The organism is Saccharothrix carnea, assembly GCF_003014735.1.
Lineage (GTDB): Bacteria > Actinomycetota > Actinomycetes > Mycobacteriales > Pseudonocardiaceae > Actinosynnema > Actinosynnema carneum.
In genome coordinates, this window is record NZ_PYAX01000020.1 from 59,815 (window position 1) to 77,790 (window position 17,976).

Annotated in this window: 15 protein-coding genes, 4 tRNA genes and 2 pseudogenes; 10 read left to right on the plus strand and 11 right to left on the minus strand. The window is 65.3% G+C overall.

The annotated features are described in order from the left end of the window. Window positions 1-680 precede the first annotated feature (680 nt). The 4 genes from B0I31_RS35785 to B0I31_RS35805 all read left to right on the plus strand — a co-directional run bounded on the left by B0I31_RS35785 (window position 681) and on the right by B0I31_RS35805 (window position 8,390). Window positions 681-3,404 carry an NACHT domain-containing protein gene (locus B0I31_RS35785; protein ID WP_146174082.1) on the plus strand — a complete coding sequence of 908 codons (2,724 nt, stop codon included), beginning with the start codon at window positions 681-683 and terminating at the stop codon, window positions 3,402-3,404. Window positions 3,405-3,702: 298 nt separating this feature from the next. Then, on the plus strand, window positions 3,703-4,236 hold the full coding sequence (locus B0I31_RS42295) for a helix-turn-helix domain-containing protein (protein ID WP_245950677.1): 534 nt from the start codon (window positions 3,703-3,705) through the stop codon (window positions 4,234-4,236). 214 nt (window positions 4,237-4,450) lie between these two features. Further along, window positions 4,451-6,226 carry a hypothetical protein gene (locus B0I31_RS40195; RefSeq protein WP_146174083.1) on the plus strand — a complete coding sequence of 592 codons (1,776 nt, stop codon included), beginning with the start codon at window positions 4,451-4,453 and terminating at the stop codon, window positions 6,224-6,226. A 1,000-nt stretch (window positions 6,227-7,226) separates the two neighbouring features. Beyond that, entirely contained in the window at window positions 7,227-8,390 is a 1,164-nt protein-coding gene (locus tag B0I31_RS35805) for a PIN domain-containing protein (RefSeq protein ID WP_181320713.1), read from the plus strand. 161 nt (window positions 8,391-8,551) lie between these two features. Here B0I31_RS35805 and B0I31_RS35810 read toward each other — a convergent pair whose 3' ends face one another. From B0I31_RS35810 to B0I31_RS35820, 3 genes and pseudogenes are all read right to left on the minus strand, one after another. Beyond that, window positions 8,552-9,058, minus strand: coding sequence for an integrase core domain-containing protein (locus tag B0I31_RS35810; RefSeq protein ID WP_245950678.1), 507 nt, complete (start codon window positions 9,056-9,058; stop codon window positions 8,552-8,554). Between the two features lie 407 nt (window positions 9,059-9,465). Beyond that, window positions 9,466-9,705 (minus strand): annotated as a pseudogene (locus tag B0I31_RS35815) (IS110 family transposase); the annotation flags it as partial. Continuing rightward, a pseudogene (locus B0I31_RS35820) lies at window positions 9,684-9,953 on the minus strand (helix-turn-helix domain-containing protein); the annotation flags it as partial. The pseudogenes B0I31_RS35820 and B0I31_RS35815, both read right to left, overlap by 22 nt. A gap of 255 nt (window positions 9,954-10,208) precedes the next feature. Between B0I31_RS35820 and B0I31_RS42300 the strand changes: the two are divergent. Continuing rightward, window positions 10,209-11,243, plus strand: a complete 1,035-nt coding sequence (locus B0I31_RS42300) for an integrase core domain-containing protein (protein WP_245950679.1) — start codon at window positions 10,209-10,211, stop codon at window positions 11,241-11,243. Window positions 11,244-11,493: 250 nt separating this feature from the next. On the opposite strand, the gene B0I31_RS35830 is transcribed toward B0I31_RS42300, so the two are convergent. The 4 genes from B0I31_RS35830 to B0I31_RS35845 form a co-directional block, all read right to left on the minus strand. Beyond that, window positions 11,494-11,568: transfer RNA gene (locus tag B0I31_RS35830), tRNA-Val, on the minus strand. 1 nt (window position 11,569) lies between these two features. After that, window positions 11,570-11,641 (minus strand) — tRNA-Cys (locus B0I31_RS35835). Between the two features lie 58 nt (window positions 11,642-11,699). Then, window positions 11,700-11,772 (minus strand) — tRNA-Gly (locus B0I31_RS35840). A gap of 144 nt (window positions 11,773-11,916) precedes the next feature. Further along, window positions 11,917-12,342 carry an SsgA family sporulation/cell division regulator gene (locus B0I31_RS35845; protein ID WP_073893954.1) on the minus strand — a complete coding sequence of 142 codons (426 nt, stop codon included), beginning with the start codon at window positions 12,340-12,342 and terminating at the stop codon, window positions 11,917-11,919. Window positions 12,343-12,635: 293 nt separating this feature from the next. On the opposite strand from B0I31_RS35845, the gene B0I31_RS42305 reads away from it, so the two are divergent. The 5 genes from B0I31_RS42305 (at window position 12,636) to B0I31_RS35865 (ending at window position 14,584) form a co-directional block, all read left to right on the plus strand. Then, the gene (locus B0I31_RS42305; RefSeq protein ID WP_245950680.1) at window positions 12,636-12,920 is read left to right on the plus strand and encodes an RNA polymerase sigma factor; all 285 of its coding nucleotides are present in this window, start codon (window positions 12,636-12,638) and stop codon (window positions 12,918-12,920) included. Window positions 12,921-12,985: 65 nt separating this feature from the next. Beyond that, the gene (locus tag B0I31_RS42310) at window positions 12,986-13,120 is read left to right on the plus strand and encodes a sigma factor-like helix-turn-helix DNA-binding protein (RefSeq protein ID WP_245950681.1); all 135 of its coding nucleotides are present in this window, start codon (window positions 12,986-12,988) and stop codon (window positions 13,118-13,120) included. A 106-nt stretch (window positions 13,121-13,226) separates the two neighbouring features. After that, the gene (locus B0I31_RS35855) at window positions 13,227-14,009 is read left to right on the plus strand and encodes an anti-sigma factor (RefSeq protein WP_106619846.1); all 783 of its coding nucleotides are present in this window, start codon (window positions 13,227-13,229) and stop codon (window positions 14,007-14,009) included. A gap of 25 nt (window positions 14,010-14,034) precedes the next feature. Further along, window positions 14,035-14,463 carry a TIGR02611 family protein gene (locus B0I31_RS35860; protein WP_245950682.1) on the plus strand — a complete coding sequence of 143 codons (429 nt, stop codon included), beginning with the start codon at window positions 14,035-14,037 and terminating at the stop codon, window positions 14,461-14,463. Between the two features lie 49 nt (window positions 14,464-14,512). Continuing rightward, window positions 14,513-14,584 (plus strand) — tRNA-Val (locus B0I31_RS35865). A 117-nt stretch (window positions 14,585-14,701) separates the two neighbouring features. Here B0I31_RS35865 and B0I31_RS35870 read toward each other — a convergent pair. The 4 genes from B0I31_RS35870 to B0I31_RS35885 form a co-directional block, all read right to left on the minus strand. Beyond that, on the minus strand, window positions 14,702-15,817 hold the full coding sequence (locus tag B0I31_RS35870) for a tyrosine-type recombinase/integrase (protein ID WP_106619848.1): 1,116 nt from the start codon (window positions 15,815-15,817) through the stop codon (window positions 14,702-14,704). A gap of 98 nt (window positions 15,818-15,915) precedes the next feature. Then, a complete protein-coding gene (locus tag B0I31_RS42315) occupies window positions 15,916-16,275 on the minus strand; it encodes a helix-turn-helix domain-containing protein (protein WP_245950683.1) in 360 nt (119 codons plus the stop codon). A gap of 266 nt (window positions 16,276-16,541) precedes the next feature. Beyond that, a complete protein-coding gene (locus tag B0I31_RS35880) occupies window positions 16,542-17,624 on the minus strand; it encodes an integrase core domain-containing protein (RefSeq protein ID WP_106619849.1) in 1,083 nt (360 codons plus the stop codon). A 34-nt stretch (window positions 17,625-17,658) separates the two neighbouring features. Continuing rightward, a complete protein-coding gene (locus B0I31_RS35885) occupies window positions 17,659-17,817 on the minus strand; it encodes a hypothetical protein (protein WP_219910975.1) in 159 nt (52 codons plus the stop codon). Window positions 17,818-17,976: the final 159 nt, after the last annotated feature.

The following is a 17,976-nucleotide window of genomic DNA, read 5'->3' on the forward strand; positions in this document are numbered from 1 at the left end:
TGTGTGGGTGCGGTTGACCGTGGTTGGGAGTCGTTGGCTGCGGTTGGACGCAGCCAACGGCTCCCAATCTGCTCCCACAGCGCTGCTCCCAGGCATTCGTCGTACGTGGTGAGTCGACGGCCGCTCATGCCGAGGGTCGCGCGTTTGGAACGTCCGCTTCTGTCGATCTCCGGGCGTTTGAACCGTTGCCAGCCATGGCCGTACTGGTCTCGCCAAGGAAACCTTCACATCGATTGTGCGTGGTTGGGGTTTGACGGATTGTGCCGGTGATCGGACCGAGGATGCGTTCGCTGTGGGCGAGGCGGTCTCGTACAGCGGGATCGCTCGCTCCAGGCTACCCGCCGCCCGGTAGGCGCCAGCGAGGTTGTTGCGGGAGGTCAGCGTGGTCGGGGCCGTGGAGGCGTTCGTGGTGCCTTGTGCGGCGCGGGTGTGCAGGGTGATGGCGTGGTGGGATCGCCTTGATTTTCGAGGTAGCACGACAACCGCAGGCGACGAGCGAAACCTGTCACCCCAGTGAGCGGGCGTCACGAGCACTCGACGGGCTATCCGAGCCCTCTGGCCATGCTCACGCTTTAGCCACCGAACTCGCCAAGATCGGCGGGTCGCCCGACGTGGTCGATACCGTCCTGGAAGCCCTCGACATCGCCGTCCCTTCTCGAACTTGACGCTCCGCCACCAGGTTGGCTCCACCCCCACTCGCCCCGGGCCGCTACTCTGCGAGTTTGATGAAGGGATCCGGGTTATCTCTGGTCGTCGCGGCCGTCTGGCTGACGCTGGTCGGCGCGGTCGTCACGAACTACGTCACGGACGACAATCCTCCCTGGTGGCTGTGGCTCGTCTGGGTCGCGATCGGCGTCGCCCTGACCGCCGTCGAGGTTCTCCGCAACCGCGGTGGGCTGCCGCCGCTGCTGGGCGGTCCCGGCGAACCCTCCCCGCGGGACCGCATCCGTGTCCTGGACCAGTCGCACGCGGCCGTCCGAACCGCGCTCGATGAGGCGTTCACCGGCATCACCCGGCTGGATCTGGCCATCCGGGTGGACGACAAACTGGTCCACGAGCTGCTCCCAGCGTTCGAACGCGACGAGTCCTTGCTGGTGTTGGGCGCGGCAGGATCCGGCAAGAGCACCGAGCTGGCCCGCCTCGCCGAAGCCCTCGCGGACAAGGCGTCGAAGAACGACCATGAGCCCATACCGATCATCCTGAACCTGGCGGGGTGGGGTCGACGCCGCTCACGGCTCGCTGACATGCTCCGACGCGCCAAGACCGACGACGAGCCGGAAGCTCTCCTCGACTGGCTGCTGGCCCAAGCCCACGCCCGCTACAAGCTCGTCCCGGACGTCGCCCGCGCGTGGCTGCGCCGCCGGCAACTGGTGCTCCTGCTCGACGGCCTCGATGAGGTCCCCGCGCCGTTGCGGGTCCGCTGCGCCAATCAGATCGCCGCCCTCGCCACGGACGACGCCGCCCCGCCTCTGGTCGTCACCTGTCGCACCGTCGACCACGAAGACCTCACCACCCGCCTGCGCCGCACCGCCACCATCGAACCCCTGACACCCGACCAGGTCGCCCAACACGTCCGAGACCTCCCCGAGGGTTTGCGCGAGATCGTCGACGCCCCACTGTGGCTGCGTGTGCTCCTCACTGTTCACGACCGCGTCGACCTGACCGACGGCGACCTCCGCCGCCGCCTGCTGGACGCGTACCTGGCCGAACTCCTCGACCGACGGCGGATCGACCGCGTTACCACCCTGCGACGGCTGAGCACCCTCGTCCGCATCGCCCGTACCCGTAACGACCCCGACGTCGCCACACCACATCTACCTCGGTGGAGCGACGTCGCCTTCGCCGGACACCTGCCACCGGAGGCGGTGAGCCTGGCGCGGCGGCTCATCGTGCCTCCCGCCCTCGCCACGGCGGTGACGTCGACCCTGGTCGCCCCGGTGGCGCTGCGCTTCGGCGTCGTTCCGGCGGCGTGGTCGCTGTTGGCGGGCGTGGCGCTGGTGGCCATCCCGGCGGGGATGCTGAACGACTTGACGGGCCGGTACGTGCTCGACCCGCTGTCGAGGCGACCGCTGCGACGGCTGGCGGGCGTGCTGGTGGGTGTCATGCTCGGGAGTGCGCTCGGTGGAGTGTGCTTCACCGCCGTCTACGGACTTTCAGTCGCGCCGGTGCCGGTGCGCACGTGGACGCTCGCATTGTCGGCGGTAGCGATGGTCTACATGCTCACCAACGAGATGACGAAGGGCAAGTCGTTCCTGCGAATCCTGGCAGTGGTCGGTGTATACACCGCTTGGCGGCGGTTCGAACTCCACGACCCGTCCCTGGCGCTCGGATTCGCCGGCGGCACGCTCGGCGTCGCGGCCTGCACGGCCATGGGGATGCTCGGGTTTTTCTCGTCCCAGGGCCAGGCGGACTCCATGCGGACAATCGGAACGCGGGCCGCCTTCTGGCGTCCGGTAGTGGTGACGGCGGTCGTCGGCGGTCTGATGGCGGGAGCGGGCGCCTTCACCGAGCCCGTTGACCAAGGATCACGGCTGTACGCGGGACTCGCGGTCGGTGTCGTGCTGGGCGGAGTCCCGGCGGCTTACATCGGGCTTGCGTTGGGGTTCGTGATCGAGCGCTTTGGCTACCGGCCGATGCTGGCATGGACAGGTCTCGTGCCGTGGCGCGTCCGCAGATTCCTGCGCACCGCGGCGGCGGCAGAGCTGGTCCGCTCGTCCGGCGAGGAATTCCACTTCCCGCACCTCGTGCTGCGCAACCACCTCGGCGCGATCGACCCCTTCGACGGCCGACCGCCCACGACGGAGTCCACCGCCGCGCAACGGCAGGCCGTCCTGACGAAGGTGCGGATGCAGGTATCTGCCAAGCTCCTCCCGGAACCGCCGCCACGCCACCTCTACGGACCTACGGGGCGAGGCTTGGAGTTACCCGGCGGCGGTCGCGTAGTGAAGAAGTGGACCGCCACCACCTTGGGCGACGCCTTCTATCAGACCGATCGGGCGATGCTGCTGGTCGGAGCTGCGGAGAGCGATCTGCCGGAGTTGTTGGCGGAACTGACACAGAGTCTGCTCGACTCGACCGACCTGATCCCGATGACCGTAAACCTGGCGACCTACCCGAACGGCCCTCGCGCAACGAACGTGGTGCGACCGTTCACGGGCTGGCTGCTCGACCAGCTTGAAGCCCAGTACGGCGTCGAACCGGAACTGGGACTTCGGTGGCTCACCGAACACCGACTCGCATTGCTCATCCACGGTTACGGGCGTCGCCGGGGACCTGCCGCCGCGGACGAAGCGGCCGTGATCGAGGAATTCCTCGCGGCGTACGGAATCCCGCCCGTAGTGCTGGCTGGGCGAGACACCGGTGTGCCACCGCCAGCAGGGCTGCACCGCGCCGAGTTGCGGTAGCGCCTACTGGGCGCGCGGTCGAGTAGGCGGTGCGATGGCTGAGGCGGGCCAGTTCGCCTTGTATCCGGCGGTGGCCAGCGGGGGTTCTCGGCGAGGCGCAACACGAGCGACTTGGTGGCGGCTCGTGTCGGCGGGCGTCCGGTGTGTCGACGCGCGGGGGCCATTAGCCGTGGACGGTGTACCTGCCGACAACTCCATCCATGCAGGTCGAAGCTGTGCGTAGCGTGAGGGATCGAGGGGCCCCGGGTAAGGCCGCAGGTCCGCACCGCCCTCGGCTGACGCGGCCTGCTGACCGGCCATGTTGCTCCGACTGGCCTACCTGGGCATGACCAACGCCTTCGCGCTGCTACGCCTGTTACCTATAAGCGACCGGGACAAGGACGTGGAGATCCTGGCGCTGCGACACCACATCACCGTCCTGGAACGGCAACTCGGTGACACCCGTCCGCGGTTCTCCCCCTGCGACCGGGCATTCCTCGCGACCCTGCTGCACCGACTCCCTGTCGCCACGCTTCGTCGACTCCGACTGCTGGTGCGCCCGGAGACGATCCTGCGGTGGCACCGGGACCTCATCGCCCGACGCCACGCGGCCAGATCCCGTCCCGAGAGTCCCGGCCGACCACGGACCATCCGCTCAATACGCCTGCTGGTGCTGCGCCTGGCGCGCGAGGATCCGACCTGGGGCTACCGCCGCGTCCACGGCGAACTGCTCGTACTCGGCATCAAGGTCGCAGCATCCACCGTCTGGCAAATCCTCCAGGACGCCGGGATCGGTCCCGCTCCTGAGCGCACCACGAGGCACAACGCCGCCGACCAGTCCTCGGCGGCCTGATCAACGAGTACGAACCCGCAGTCGCCTAACCGCAGTTCAGGCTACGCGGCTGACTTTTGGAACCCCGCAGGCACGGTCACCCTATCGGAGCGGCGCACAAATACGTTACCGAAGGCAAGGGCGATTCACTCCTTCGAGTGCAAGAGAAACGATAACCTTGCCATAGGGCGATATACCCGTTAGCCACATTGCTACGCATGACAGGCGCTCGACTATGGCAACACAAGCACTAAGCAATCTCGAAAAAAGATTGATTGAGAAGACCATGCAAGGCGTGGAACTCAACTGTCCAGAAATTGAGATAGGCGCACTGAGTGCCACCGGACATCCTGATCATGTCATCCGCGCAGAGGCGATTCACGACCTGCTCACCGGCAAATATGGTGCGCACCCGCACGGTATCCGAGTAAGGTACGCGCGCATAATTGGTTCGACTCCAAAAGGAGCGCCGGACCCCTCGTTCGAATTTAATGGACTTAAAACTCCTGTTGGTCTAAAACTCGAACGTTGCGTTCTCAATCACCCGATCTTGGCCCATGACGCGCACTTTCCTTGGCTACATCTTGACAGTTGCAGGATCCCTTACTTTCAAGCCGATCGGATAAGAGTGGACGGGTCCGTCTATATGCGAGGCCTCACCACGACACGAAGCAATGAGCAAGGTGCCGTGCGGCTGCTGGGGGCCTACATCGGACGGAATCTAGAACTAGACCGTGCGAACATTCGTAATACCTTTGGCCCTGCGTTTCATGCCGAGGGAATCCAGGTCGATCGCTCGCTACGATTTCGCGCAGCGAGAATTTATTCCGATCACAATACTGGAGCTATCCAACTCGTCAACGCGCATGTCCATGGAGATCTCTGGCTCGACGGGACCAGCGTCCGCAATGACCTAGGCCCCGCGTTGAACGCGGAAGGGATTCGGGTAGAGGGATCCCTGCTGTTGTGTGCAGGGTTCGTTGCAACAGCATGTTCCGAGGAACTCGCTACGGTGCACCTCATGTCCGCGCAAATCGGCTCACGTCTCGACTTTGGCACAGGAAGAGAGATAACGGGCGATCTATGGGATGCAAGCCGAGGTCAAGAAAGACGCCTATTTCCTCGACGAACCGCAGCGATTTCGAACAAACTCGTGAACGAGAGCGGAAGCCGTCTCACGATCGACCTCAGCTGCGCATCGATGAATGAGCTGCGACTTCCGACGCAAACGGTATGCGAGCCAGAGAAAAGGTACCTTCGTGCGAATAAGTGTTCGAGCAAAAGCAAAATCATCGTCACTGGGCTGGCTTATTCCATGCTTTCGCAAGAATCGGTCCATCCCTACTGGCCACATTGGTTGCGTCGCCATATGAACCACTTCGACGGTGAACCGTACCGACATCTTGCAACAATCTTTCAGAACAGTGGTCGCACCGTCGAAGCGCGACGTCTTCTAATTCGACTGGAGAACGATCGACGCAAGGCAAACAAAGCGCAGAATCTCTGGTCGTGGCTAGCGCGGTGGCCCTGGCATATCGTCAAGCGCTCCCTTATCGGACATGGCTACCGACCCGGACGTGCCTTGCTCGGTATTCTCGGAATATTTATGTTCGCCACCTTCATGCTGCTCAAAACATCGGCTGGCGACACGATCCACAAGCCCGCCATGCGAATTGAAGGCACCATCGTCCCCGCAACGTCTTCCCTCTCGTCTGCACCAAAAACACCCGCTTCATTCATCACGCCGAGTACCTCGCCTTCGCCCAGTGCAAATGTTGTAACTTTCACAAATCCTGCATCCCGTTCGGACGGGTGTAGCAAGGGAGAAGCGATCAGGCTGGCCGCAGACATTTCAGTGCCGTTGATCAACACCAATGCGCGACTGCGTTGCGATTTCCGGCCCGGCAGTCCAACGGGATTCGCCATCGTAGCACTGCTTCTCCATGTACTTGGATGGCTTTTTGCTACGTTGTTCGTCGTAGGCGTGACCGGCATAGCCCGCAAAGATTGACGTGCTTCGGTTGTCGTCGCGCAGGACTCCGACAACTGGCAAACGGACGGTGTTTGAAACGTACACAACGCTCATAAGCGCCGAGGGCAGTGATCACCTATTGAAGTTGCCGACTGACACAGAAGATCCTTGAGGAATGCTCGGTCGCCGGGAGCGAACCGTGGACGAGGGTGGTGCAGCGCCACCCGCAGAGGTCGTCCCCCTTCAACGTCGGTCGACCGATACGTAACCCAAGGTGGTCGATGAGTTCGCGTCGGAGGGTGCCGGTGACCCGTTCGCAGTGGGCGTTCATCCGGGGAGCCTGTGGCGCGGTCGTGATGACGCGTAGATCATCGGACTGGAAGACGGCGTCGAACGCCTGGCCGTACTTGCCGTCGCGGCCGCGTAGCAGGAATCGGAGCGACTCCGTCCGGTGTCCGGAGTCGGCGGCGAGGTTCCTGACCTGCTGCGTGATCCATGCCTGGTCACGTGGGCCGTGACGCCGGTGATGTGCAGGCGACGGGTGCCGTGTTCGAGGAACGCGAGTACATACAGATGTGTGTCGAGCACGGTGTCGAGGTGGAGGAGGAGGTCCGCCGCGATGATGCCCTGGGCCTGTGCGGTGAGGAACTCCCGCCAGGCCGAGCCTGTGCGGCGTGGTGTCGGGTCGGTGCCCGCCGTGCAGGATCCGCCAAGGCCGTCGAGACTTCGAAACCTGGTCGAAGGCGCCGTTGTTCGTCTCTGCGTGCGTAGCGGCGACGCCGAGTGCAACTATGCAGTCATCGATCCTGTGCTCACCTTTGCTGAAGCTTACGTAAGCTGAATTTCCTTGCAGATTCCAACAAAAATTGGACCTGTCGGACGGAGGCCAAGATGGGTGTGAGCCTAGCGCTTGTCGGTCGGTCCAGCCTTACGCGAACCGGCCCGCCGCCGCGCTCTCGGGGCGCAAAGGTCCTGCTCAGCCCGCAGCGGTGCGGATAACGGCTACCTGCCGATGCTGACTCGACCTATGCTGGTCAGCATGCTCCAGCGCAAGCGCGTGGCTGTGGTGATCGATTCGAACGCCGTCTGGGACGACTGGCTGCTCGAGCGTGATGTCTGGACTCGGCTGGCGATCCTCTCAGGGCACGGCCTGATCGAGGTGTGTCTGCCCGAGGTCGTCGTCCAGGAACTGGCGCGAGGCTACAAGCGAGCCCTTAACAATCTGGTGGCGGGCCTGGAGAAGCTCAAGCTGACCAAGCTCGCGTCCCTACTGGAGTTGAACGTGCCGCCGAATATCGCGGACCTCAACGACAGCACCACCGAGAAGATCGCCACTTACGTGCCCAGGCTGCGTGCCCGCCTCGCCGAGCTGGGAGTCACCACCCTGCCAGTGCCAGCGGTCGACCAACAGACGATGCTCACCAGGGCACTAGAAGCCCGCAAGCCGTTCGACGCGGAGGGAAAGAACGGTTACCGGGACTCCTTGATTTGGTACACTGTCCTCAGCATGTGCAAGGACCGTGGTCCAAGCACAAAGATTATGTTTGTCACCGACAACACCAAAGACTTCTGCGACACGAAAGGTGAACTTCACGAATCCCTGTTGGAGGAGGTTGTCGCGACCGGTTCATCGCCGATCGTGACAGCGCGAAACCTCAGGCTGGCCGTGCAGTACCTCAAGGATGTCGAACACCTCGATACCGAGCTTGAGCTCGACGAGTTCCCGGTGGTGACGCCATCTCGCGAGCAGATCGAAGCCATCATAACAGCAGCTTGTGAGCAGATCGCCGGTCAGAGAGTCACGACAGCCGAGCAAGTTGAGTATAGCGACGCAAGTGACTTCAGTGGATTCCACACCATCATCGAGGACGAGGCAGATTTGCAAGATATCCAGCCTGACCTGGACACGATCGAGTGGGAACTTGCTGGTCGCGACCTTGACGGGCGTCCGATGCTCGAAGTGTCACTGGATGCCGGTGTCACCCTCGACGGTATGGCTTTCAAAGCCGACTACTACGGTGCCGACGTTGACTCCGTGTCCGTCTTGGACGGCGACTGGAACGACCACTACATGTGGGTAGCGACTTATCACAGAGGTCGGTTGTCACTCCTAGTCTACCTCACTGTGGACGGCATGCACTTCGACGCCGTCGAGTTGGTGAACGCCGAGGATATCGTTCGCGAAGCGATCTCTGAAGATTAGGAAGTGCCTCCTACGGAAGCTTTGCCGCAGGGTCGTCGCACCTTGTTCTGATCTTGTTTGTCTTTGGGCGGTGCTCGGACTTGCGGAGCTTCAGGAGTTCGGGGACTCGATCGGCTGATGTTTGCGAACCTTGCAGTTGCCGGAAATGTCGCCCGTGCAGGTCAGACGGCGTGGTGGTACTCGTTGAGGATGCCGCCGAGTCGTTGCCGTCTGCGGATGTCGAGTCGGGTGATCGCTGCTTGATCGGTGGTCGGTTGTGGCAGCGGTTGTAGCGGTCGGGCGTTGGCGATGCCTTGGTGGGGTCGGTGGGTGTTGTAGGACTGCTCATACTGGCGTAGCGCGTGGAGCAGGTGCTGCTGGTTCCAGATGAGGGTGCGGTCGAGGAGTTCGCGGCGGCAGCTGCAGATCCAGCGTTCCATGATGACATTCATGCGCGGGATACGGATTCCGCTGAGGACGACCCGGACGCCCGCGTCGGCGAGGACGGAGTCGAACAGGGCGGGGAACTTGCCGTCGTGGTCGCGGATCAGGAACCGCGCGTGTCGGCCTTCGTCTTCGAGGTCCATCACGAGGTTTCTGGCGACCTGGGCGACCCAGGAGGCGGTGGGGTGCGCGGTGGCGCCCAGGACGCGAATCCGGTGGTTGGCGTGCTCGATGACCGCGAGCACGTACAGGCAGGCTCCGCTCAGCGTGCGGGTGTCGAAGAAGTCGCAGGCCAGGAGCGCTTCGGCCTGCGAACGGAGGAAGGCCGACCAGGTCGTCGTGGTGCGCGCGGGCGCCGGGCTGACCCCCGGCGTCCCGGAGGATCTGCCACACCGCGGAGGCCGCGACCTTGATGCCGAGGACGAGAAGTTCTCCGTGGATGCGGCGGTAGCCCCAGGTCGGATTCTCACGTGCCAGGCGCAGCACCAGGAGTCGGATGGAGCGGATGGTCCTTGGTCGGCCGGGCCGCCTGGGGCGGGATCTGGCTGCGTGGCGGTGGGCGAGGAGGTCTCGGTGCCACCGCAGAATCGTCTCCGGGCGTACCAGTAGTCGGAGTCGACGAAGCGCTTGCACCGGGAGTGGGTGCGGGTTGTCAAGCCGCAGTCGGGGCGGGAGTGGGTTCGGGGTGCCGGTAGTGGGTCTTGTTGCGGAGCATGGCGAACAGAACGTCGCAGCGCCGCCGCGCCAGGCAGATCAGCGCGGCGTTGTGTTTCTTCCCTTCGTCGCGTTTTCGCTGGTAATGGGCCCTGCTGGTGGGGTGGGACAGGGCGGCGAACGCGGCGAGGAAGAACGCGCGTTTGAGCTTGCGGTTGCGTCGGCCAGGTCCGGTGCCAGTGTGGCCAGGAGTTCGATCGCTTCGTGGATGTAGCGGCAGACGGTGGCCAGGCCGATGCCGAACCCGGCGGCGAGGCGGGTGTAGGTGTCGCCGCAGCGTAAGTGGGCCAGGACCAGCAGGGCTTGGCGTCCGGGGTCCAGGCGGCGCCACCTGCTGCCGATCCGGCGCGGATGCGCGGTCAGCTCCCGGGCGAGGAAGCGGAGGTGCGAACTGGACAGGTCGATCGCGGATGGGTAGACAAGCACTCGAAGCTCCTGGCGATGGCCTTGCTCTTGGTCAAGAAGCCATCTACCAGGAGCTTCGCCACGTCTCCAGCCCTGTGCCTGCCGATAACTCCGTCCATGCAGGTTGAAGCCGTGCGTAGCTTGAGGGGCCGAGGTGCTTGTGGGTGCGGCCGCAGGTCCACAGCGCTGGCCGCTGATACGGCATGACCGACTGTGCTGCTCCGACTGGCCTACCTGAGTGTGACTAACGCGTTCGCGCTGCTACGCCTGTTACCCATGAGCGATCGGGATAAGGACGTGGAAATCCTGGCGCTGCGGCACCAAATCACGATCCTGGAGCGCCAACTGGGTGAGGACCGTCCGCGGTTCTCACCCGGCGACCGGGCGTTCCTCGCGGCGCTGCTGCACCGACTTCCGGTCGATGCGCTTCGTCGGCTCCGACTACTGGTGCGCCCGGAGACGGTGCTGCGGTGGCACCGCGACCTCCTCGCGAGCCGCCACGCCGCCAGGTCCCGCCCCAAACGGCCCGGCCGACCACGAACCGTCCGCTCGATCCGGCTCCTGGTGCTGCGCCTGGCACGGGAGAATCCCATCTGGGGCTACCGCCGCATCCACGGCGAACTCCTCGTACTCGGCATCACAGTTGCCGCCTCCACCGTCTGGCAGATCCTCAAAGACGCCGGAATCGCCCCGGCACCCGAACGCGCCGCGACGACCTGGTCGGCCTTCCTCCGCTCGCAGGCCGACGCACTTCTGGCCTGCGACTTCTTCGAGACCACCACCCTGAACGGCGCCCGCCTGTACGTGCTCGCGGTCATCGAACACGCCAGTCGCAGGATCCGAGTCCTCGGCGCCACCGCGCACCCCACCGCATCCTGGGTCACCCAAGCCGCCAGGAACCTAGCCATGGACTTCGAAGACGCAAGCCGACACGCGCGCTTCCTGATCCGCGACCGGGACGGCAAGTTCCCCGCCTTGTTCGACGCCGTCCTCGCCGACGCGGGCATCCAGGTCGTTCACAGTGGAGTCCGGCTACCGCGCATGAACGCGATCATGGAACGCTGGATCCAGAGCTGCCGACGGGAACTGCTCGACCGAACGCTGATCTGGAACCAACAGCACCTGCTCCACGCCCTGCGCGAGTACGAGCACTTCTACAACACCCACCGGCCCCACCAAGGCATCGACAACACCCGACCACTACAACCACCGCCACAACCAGCCCCCGATCAGGCACCCCCCACCCACCTCGACATCCGCCGACGGCAACGACTGGGCGGCATCCTCAACGAGTACCACCACGCCGCCTGACCAGCACGGACGACATATTCGGCAAGCACAGCACCTACTCGCATGTGACGCAGGTCATGGTCGACGCGATGCTCGACGGACTGCAGCGTCGGTGGGAGCGTTCGCTGGTCGCTCCCACGGGTCCAAACGGGGTCACCACATACGGTGTCGACGATCACACCAAGATCGTTTGCTCCCAATTTGCTCCCACGACAGCAGAACAGCCCGCCGGTGGTGATCACCGACGGGCTGTCTGACCTGCGTTTATAGCTGGTGGACGATACTGGGATTGAACCAGTGACCCCTACCGTGTCAAGGTAGTGCTCTCCCGCTGAGCTAATCGTCCGAGGCGGAGACGGGAATCGAACCCGTGTACAGGGCTTTGCAGGCCCTTGCCTAAGCCACTCGGCCACTCCGCCATGATTCCTGAAGGCTAGCACCCAGGAGTCTGGCCTGAGCCCAAGGGGCCCTCTGCCGAGCGGATGACGAGACTCGAACTCGCGACCCTCACCTTGGCAAGGTGATGCGCTACCAACTGCGCTACATCCGCATGCTCCGTGGATTTCTGGGAACTTTTCCCTTTTGGGGCTGTGGTTCCGGTCTTCCCCGGTGCGAGAGGAACTTTATTACATGGACCGCAGCGGGATCAAATCGGGGGTCCCTCGATCCCCTCGCAGGCCCGCTACCTGCGCCTTTACGTCAGATCGTTGGAGATGAGGTGCGTCAGGGCCTCGTCCACGTCGACCCACAGGTGCTCGTTCCCGGGCACGACGACGTCGTAGGTCCGGTCGAGGAAGTCGGCGAGTTCCTGGGCCGAGGCCTCGAACATGGCGTGGCCGGACGGCGAGCTCAGTTCGATCACCACGACCTCGGGGTCGTCGGCGGCCGGGCGGATTCGGACGTCACCGTCACCCGCGTCGGCGATCAGGCCGTCGGCGAGCAGGTCGCGGGCGAACACCCACTCCACCCACCCGGCACGGCCGGTGCGGAACGCGGCGACTACCGCGTACGGGTCTTTCGTGTCATAGCGAAGCTCCACCTGCACCGGGACGGCCGGGGTCCTCGGCGCCAGCAGGTCGAAGACCGCTGTTGAGCGGAGTGTCACGTGGTCGTTGCGCATCGTCGTTACCCTCTTCTCCCTTCCCGGCCAATCGAACGACCGAGCTCTCCACTTGTGACGTATATGTGGCGAGGAACGCTCGACACGAGGTGTGTTATCACCCGATTGGGGTCATATAACTCCACTGGGCTACCACCTCGATGCGTTCCGTGTCCACTGGGCCAGGCTGCTCCCATCTTGCTGGGTTTAACCTGAACCCGGTACCGGCTGTTGCGCGAATGTTGGACGTGAGGACCTCTCTGGTGCCTGACTCACCCCCACCGCGACGCGACCCCGGCCAGCGTCCCACCGACGTGGAACTCGCCGCACGGGTGACGGTGGGTGACCGCACGGCCTTCGCTGCACTCTACGACCGGTACGCGAAACCGGCGTACTCGCTCGCCCGGCGGATCTGTGTCGATCCCGACCTGGCCGAGGACGTCGTCCAAGAGGCGTTCCTGGCCCTCTGGCGCAACCCCGCGGCCTACGACAGCTCCCGCGGCGGCTTCGGCACCTGGCTGATGAGACCGTGGTGCACCACCGCGCCGTCGACGCCGTCCGCCGCGAGAACGCCAAGAGTAGACGAAGTGTCCCCCTGACTGACGAGGTCTCCGAGCGCAACGTCACACCGGCGGAAGGCGCGGACCACGCCGCGTCGACCGGTGTGGTCGGTGCGGAGGTCCGGGCGGCGCTGCAAGGGCTGCCCACGGACGAGCGGCAGGTGCTCACGCTGGCCTACCTGGGCGGATACACCCAGGTCGAGGTCGCCGCGCTGACCGGCCTGCCCTGGGCGCCGTGAAATCGCGCACATTCGCCGCCATCCGCAGGCTTCGCACGGCGTTGCGCTCGGCTTGGGCGGGGGAGACCGGCGGCGACGCGCCGGACAGGATGACGGGAGCACAGCGGTGACCGGGGAGCGGAGGGACGACCGGTGCCCTCGGGAAGAGCTCGCGGTCGGGTACGCGATGCACGTGCTCGAACCGGACGAGGAAGGGCTGATGCGCGCCCACCTGCCGGGGTGCGCGCGGTGCCGGGAGACGGTCGACGCCACCGAGGGGGTGACGGCCGCGCTGGGCGGGGCGGTCCACCAGTACGACCCGCCGCCGCGGTTGCGGGCACGTCTGATGGACGCGATCGAGCACACACCGCAAGTGCGGGAGGAGCAGCACGTCGAGCTCCCGGAGTCACGTCGCCGGCCAGGCGGGTGGGGGCGCAAGCTGCTCCTGGCCGCCGCGGTACTCGTCTTGGTGGCAGGCGTCGGTGTCGCGGGCGTGCGGCTCGTCCAGTTAAACGATCGGGTCGCACAGCAGGACGTGCGCGCGGAACGGCTGGAGCGCGCGCTGCGGATCGCGTCCGACCCGGATACGAGCCGGGCTGTGCTGCGGAACACGTCGGGTGAGACGGTGGCCGTGCTGTTGTCGGGGGACGACGGCGCCGCGGTCATGCCGGTGGACCTGCCGGCCAACGACGTGACGCGGCAGACCTACGTGGTGTGGGGGACCGGCACGCCGGAGCCTGTGGCGTTGGCCACATTCGACGTCACGGCGGACGGTTCGGACGTGCCCGTGCTCGCCTGGTCGTCGGACGCGCGTCGGCACAACGGCTTCGGCCTCTCCCTCGAACAGGGGCGCACGGCACCCGCGCGGCCGTCTGCCGTGTTGGCATCCGGCCAGGTAGGCCCCGCGTGAGCGACGAATGAGCGATGATGTGGGCATGAGCACAGAGCAGCGCGAAGACACCGACAAGGGCGCGGAGCACCGCCACCGGTTCCGCCGCAATCCCGCGCTGAACCTGACCTACCGCATCGGTGTCGGCGTGGTCGGCGGCTTGGTGCTGGTCGCGGGTGTGCTGATGATCCCGTACCCCGGACCGGGCTGGCTGGTCGTCTTCGCCGGCCTGGCGATCCTGGCCACCGAGTTCGAGTGGGCGGGCCGGGTGCTGAGGTTCGCCAAGCGCTACTACGACGCGTGGGTGGCGTGGTTGAGGCGGCAGAACCTCTTGGTCAAGGGGCTCGTGCTGGCGGGGACCGGCCTCGTGGTGATCGTGACGTGCTGGCTGCTCGGCGTGTTCGCGCTGGTAGGTGGCTGGGTCGGGCTCGAGTGGAGCTGGTTGCAGAGCCCGATTTTTGGTTCGCGGGGATGATGTTGTAAGCTATGACCACACCGCGAGAGCGGGAGTGAGAACCGAATATGGGCGTTTAGCTCAGCGGGAGAGCGCTTCGTTCACACCGAAGAGGTCACTGGTTCGATCCCAGTATCGCCCACAGTATGTTTTTGCAGGTCAACGGCTCGTAGGCGATCTTCGTCTGCGGGCCGTTGATCGTTGCGGGGAGCAATTTGGGAGCGGATGATCTTGACCACCTCCGTATTTGCGAAGGTGGTCATGGGTTCGTGCTCCCCGTTCGCTCCCGGGTTTGCTCCCAGCGGTGTTGGAGTGCGGCGAGCATGGTGTCGATCATGGGTTGGGTGACGTGGGAGTAGACGCCCATGACGCCGTGGAACTTGTGGCCGATCCTTTTGTGCTGCAGGACTTCGGGGACGCCGTGTTCGATGAGCCAGGTCTTGTGGGTGTGGCGTAGGTCGTGGAAGTGCATGTCGGGGTTGATCCGCGGTCGTCCGGTGGCCGTGTCGCCGCGGAGCGCCGGTAGCCAGACGCGGCGGCGGAAGTTGGAGCGTCGGTGGAAGCCGCCGTCGCTTCCGGTGAACACGAAGCGGGCGTGGGGGTGGCGGTCGTGGTGCTCGTCGAGCAGGTCGACCAGGAACTCGGGTAGGTGCACGGTGCGGACACTGGCCGGAGTCTTGGGCGGGCCGAGGGTGAGTTTGCCGCCGACCTCGTGCAGGGCGCCGTCCTTGCCGTCGATGCGGATCTCTGCGTTGGCCGTGTCGACCCGTGTCCATTGCAGTCCGGTCAGTTCACCCCAGCGCAGCCCGGTGTAGGCGGCGGTGACGATCAGGGCGGCGTTGTCGGGGGACACGCGGGCGGCCAGGTCGGCGACCTGGGCGGCGGTGGCGTGGGGTCGTTCGGGTTGGTCGCCGGTGGCCAGGCGCAGTTTGCGGCAGGGATTGGCGCCGATCAGTTCCTCGTCGACAGCCTCGCCCATGATCCGTGACAGCAGGTTGACCACGTCGCCGACGCTGCGTTCGCCGAGCTTGCGGCGCAGCTGCTTGGCCCAGACCTTGACCGTCATCCGGGTCATGTCGCCCAGCTCGGTGTCGGCGAAGCGGGGCAGGATGTGGTTGCGCAGGTGCGAGTCGTAGGTGGCCCAGGTGACCGCGCTGACGTCGTGGGCCTGGACCCACTCGCGCACCCAGTCGCCGAACCGGGTCTGCGCCAGCCGCGGGTCGACGAACTTCCCGCGTCGCTGGTCGGATTCGACGTCCCGGATCCGGTTTTCCGCTTCTTCGCGTGTGTCGAAGCCGTTCTCGGTGAACAGGGATCCGTCCGGTAGCCGGTAGCGCACCCGGAACCCGTCACCGCGTTTCTCCACCCAGCCCATCACGTACTCCTCGTCCTCGGTGTGTCCGTTTCGCCGTCGTGGACGACGACGGACGGACAGTGACGCTCCATATCCCTTGGAGAGCAACCGAAATGTGTTCAGGCCGCCCTGCGCCGGAGGTGTGGGCCGTGGTTCTCGTGTCCGGTCGCGCGGTCTCCGCGGGCGGGCCGGGATCCCCGTTGGACGATGGAGCGCAGGTCCTCGTCGGAGAACCGCAGGTGCTTGCCCACGAAGGTGCACGCGATCTCGCGTCGTCCCGCCATCCGACGCAGCCACGACTCGCGCACCGCCAACAGCCGCGCGGCCTGGGCGGGGGTGTGCAACAGCCTGGCCGGCATCGCGACGACCTCGGCCTCGGACTGGGTCTCCGGCTGCGGTGCCACCGGCTCGGGTACGTCACCGGACACCGAAGGGGAAGAGGTGGTGGCGAATAGGCGATCACCGTAGGGGTAGTCCACGCGGACCTCCGGGAGTGCAACGGGCGCGGACTCCGACGTCGCACCCTGTACACCCCTGAACTCCGCAAAAACGGGCCCGAAGGGACATGCGCAGGACAACTTCTGCTCTTGACCGATACCGACCGCGACCGCACTACTGGGGGTCAAGGGGTCGCAGGTTCAAATCCTGTCGTCCCGACGGTCCGAAGAAGCCCGCTGGTTTGGGAAGTTTGCCCAGGTCGGCGGGCTTTTTCATGTTGTGCCGCTCGAAAAGTGATCGCTGCTGGTCAGGCAGCTTGTCTGTACTCGTTGATGAGTCCGCCGAGGATGCGGGTGCGGCGCAGTCTGTGGGTGTCGAGGTCGTGCCCGGCGGTGGGGCGCTGGTAGATGTTGGGTGGTAGTTGGTCGCGTGCCTGGTGAGGCCGGTGTCGGTTGTAGTGGTCTTCGTAGGTCGCGAGGACCTGGCGTGCATGGCTTTCGCTGGTGATCAGGATGTGGTCGAGAAGTTCGCGTCGGATGGTGCCGATGACCCGTTCGCAGTGGGCGTTCATCCGCGGTGCCTGTGGTGCGCTTTTGATGATGCGGAGGTCGTCGGCCTGGAAGACGGTGTCGAACGCCTGGCTGTACTTGCCGTCGCGGTCGCGGAGCAGGAAGCGCAAGGACTCCGTCCGGTGTCCGAGGTCGGCGGTGAGGTTTCTGGCCTGCTGCGTCGTCCACTCCCGGGTCGGGTGGGCGGTGACGCCGGTGATGTGCAGGCGTCGAGTGTCGTGTTCGAGGAACGCCAGGGCGTAGAGGCGTGTGCCGAGCACTGTGTCGAGGTGGAGGAAGTCCACCGCGATGATGCCCTGGGCCTGGGCGGTGAGGAACTGCCGCCAGGTCGGGCCGGTGCGGCGGGGTGCCGGGTCGATGCCGGCGTCGTGCAGGATCCGCCAGACCGTCGAGTGGGCGATGCGGTGGCCGAGTCGGGCCAACTCGCCATGGATCCGCCGATGACCCCACCGCGGGTTCTCCCGGGCGAGCCGCAGTACGAGCGTCTTGATCGCCGTCCGGGTCGGTGGGCGCCCAATGCGTCGCCGCGCGCCGTAATCCCACTTGCGGGCCACGAGTCTGCGGTGCCAGGCGAGCAGGGTGCCCGGCGTGACCGGGAAGACTTCCCGCCATCGGCGACGATCGAGCAGCCCGGCCAGGGCTGCGAACCATAACCGGTCCGAGGGCTCGTAGCGGACCGGACCCGTCAGTTGGCGGCGAAGGACCGCGTTCTCGTGCCGCAGCACGAGCAGTTCGGCGTCCTTGGCCGCCTCGCTGCGGAGAAGCACCGCCGGGACGGACAACAGCTTCCGGGTCACCTTGTACAGCAGGGACACGATCACCCGGACATGGTCCCAACACCGTGGCAGCCTTGCTTTACCAGCGACGATGACTTTTCGAGCGGCACAGGCGCAGCACGGCGACTTCGTGCCGCAGTACCAGCAACTCGACGTCCTTGGCAGCGGAGGACCGGCCGAGCAGGACCAGCCAGTCACTGAGTCGGACGAAGATCAGGTAAAGCAGTCGTGGCGCCATGCCTCACGATCATGCTCCTGCAGCACATGGTGCGCGATCGCCGCAGCTCAGCGCCCCAGTGCAGAGTTCTGGCACCCCACAGGCAGCAAGGGTTAGGGGCCGCACTCGGACGGCTCCCACGGAGCGCGTGGGCGGCTCTGAGGACCGCCCCCGACGACG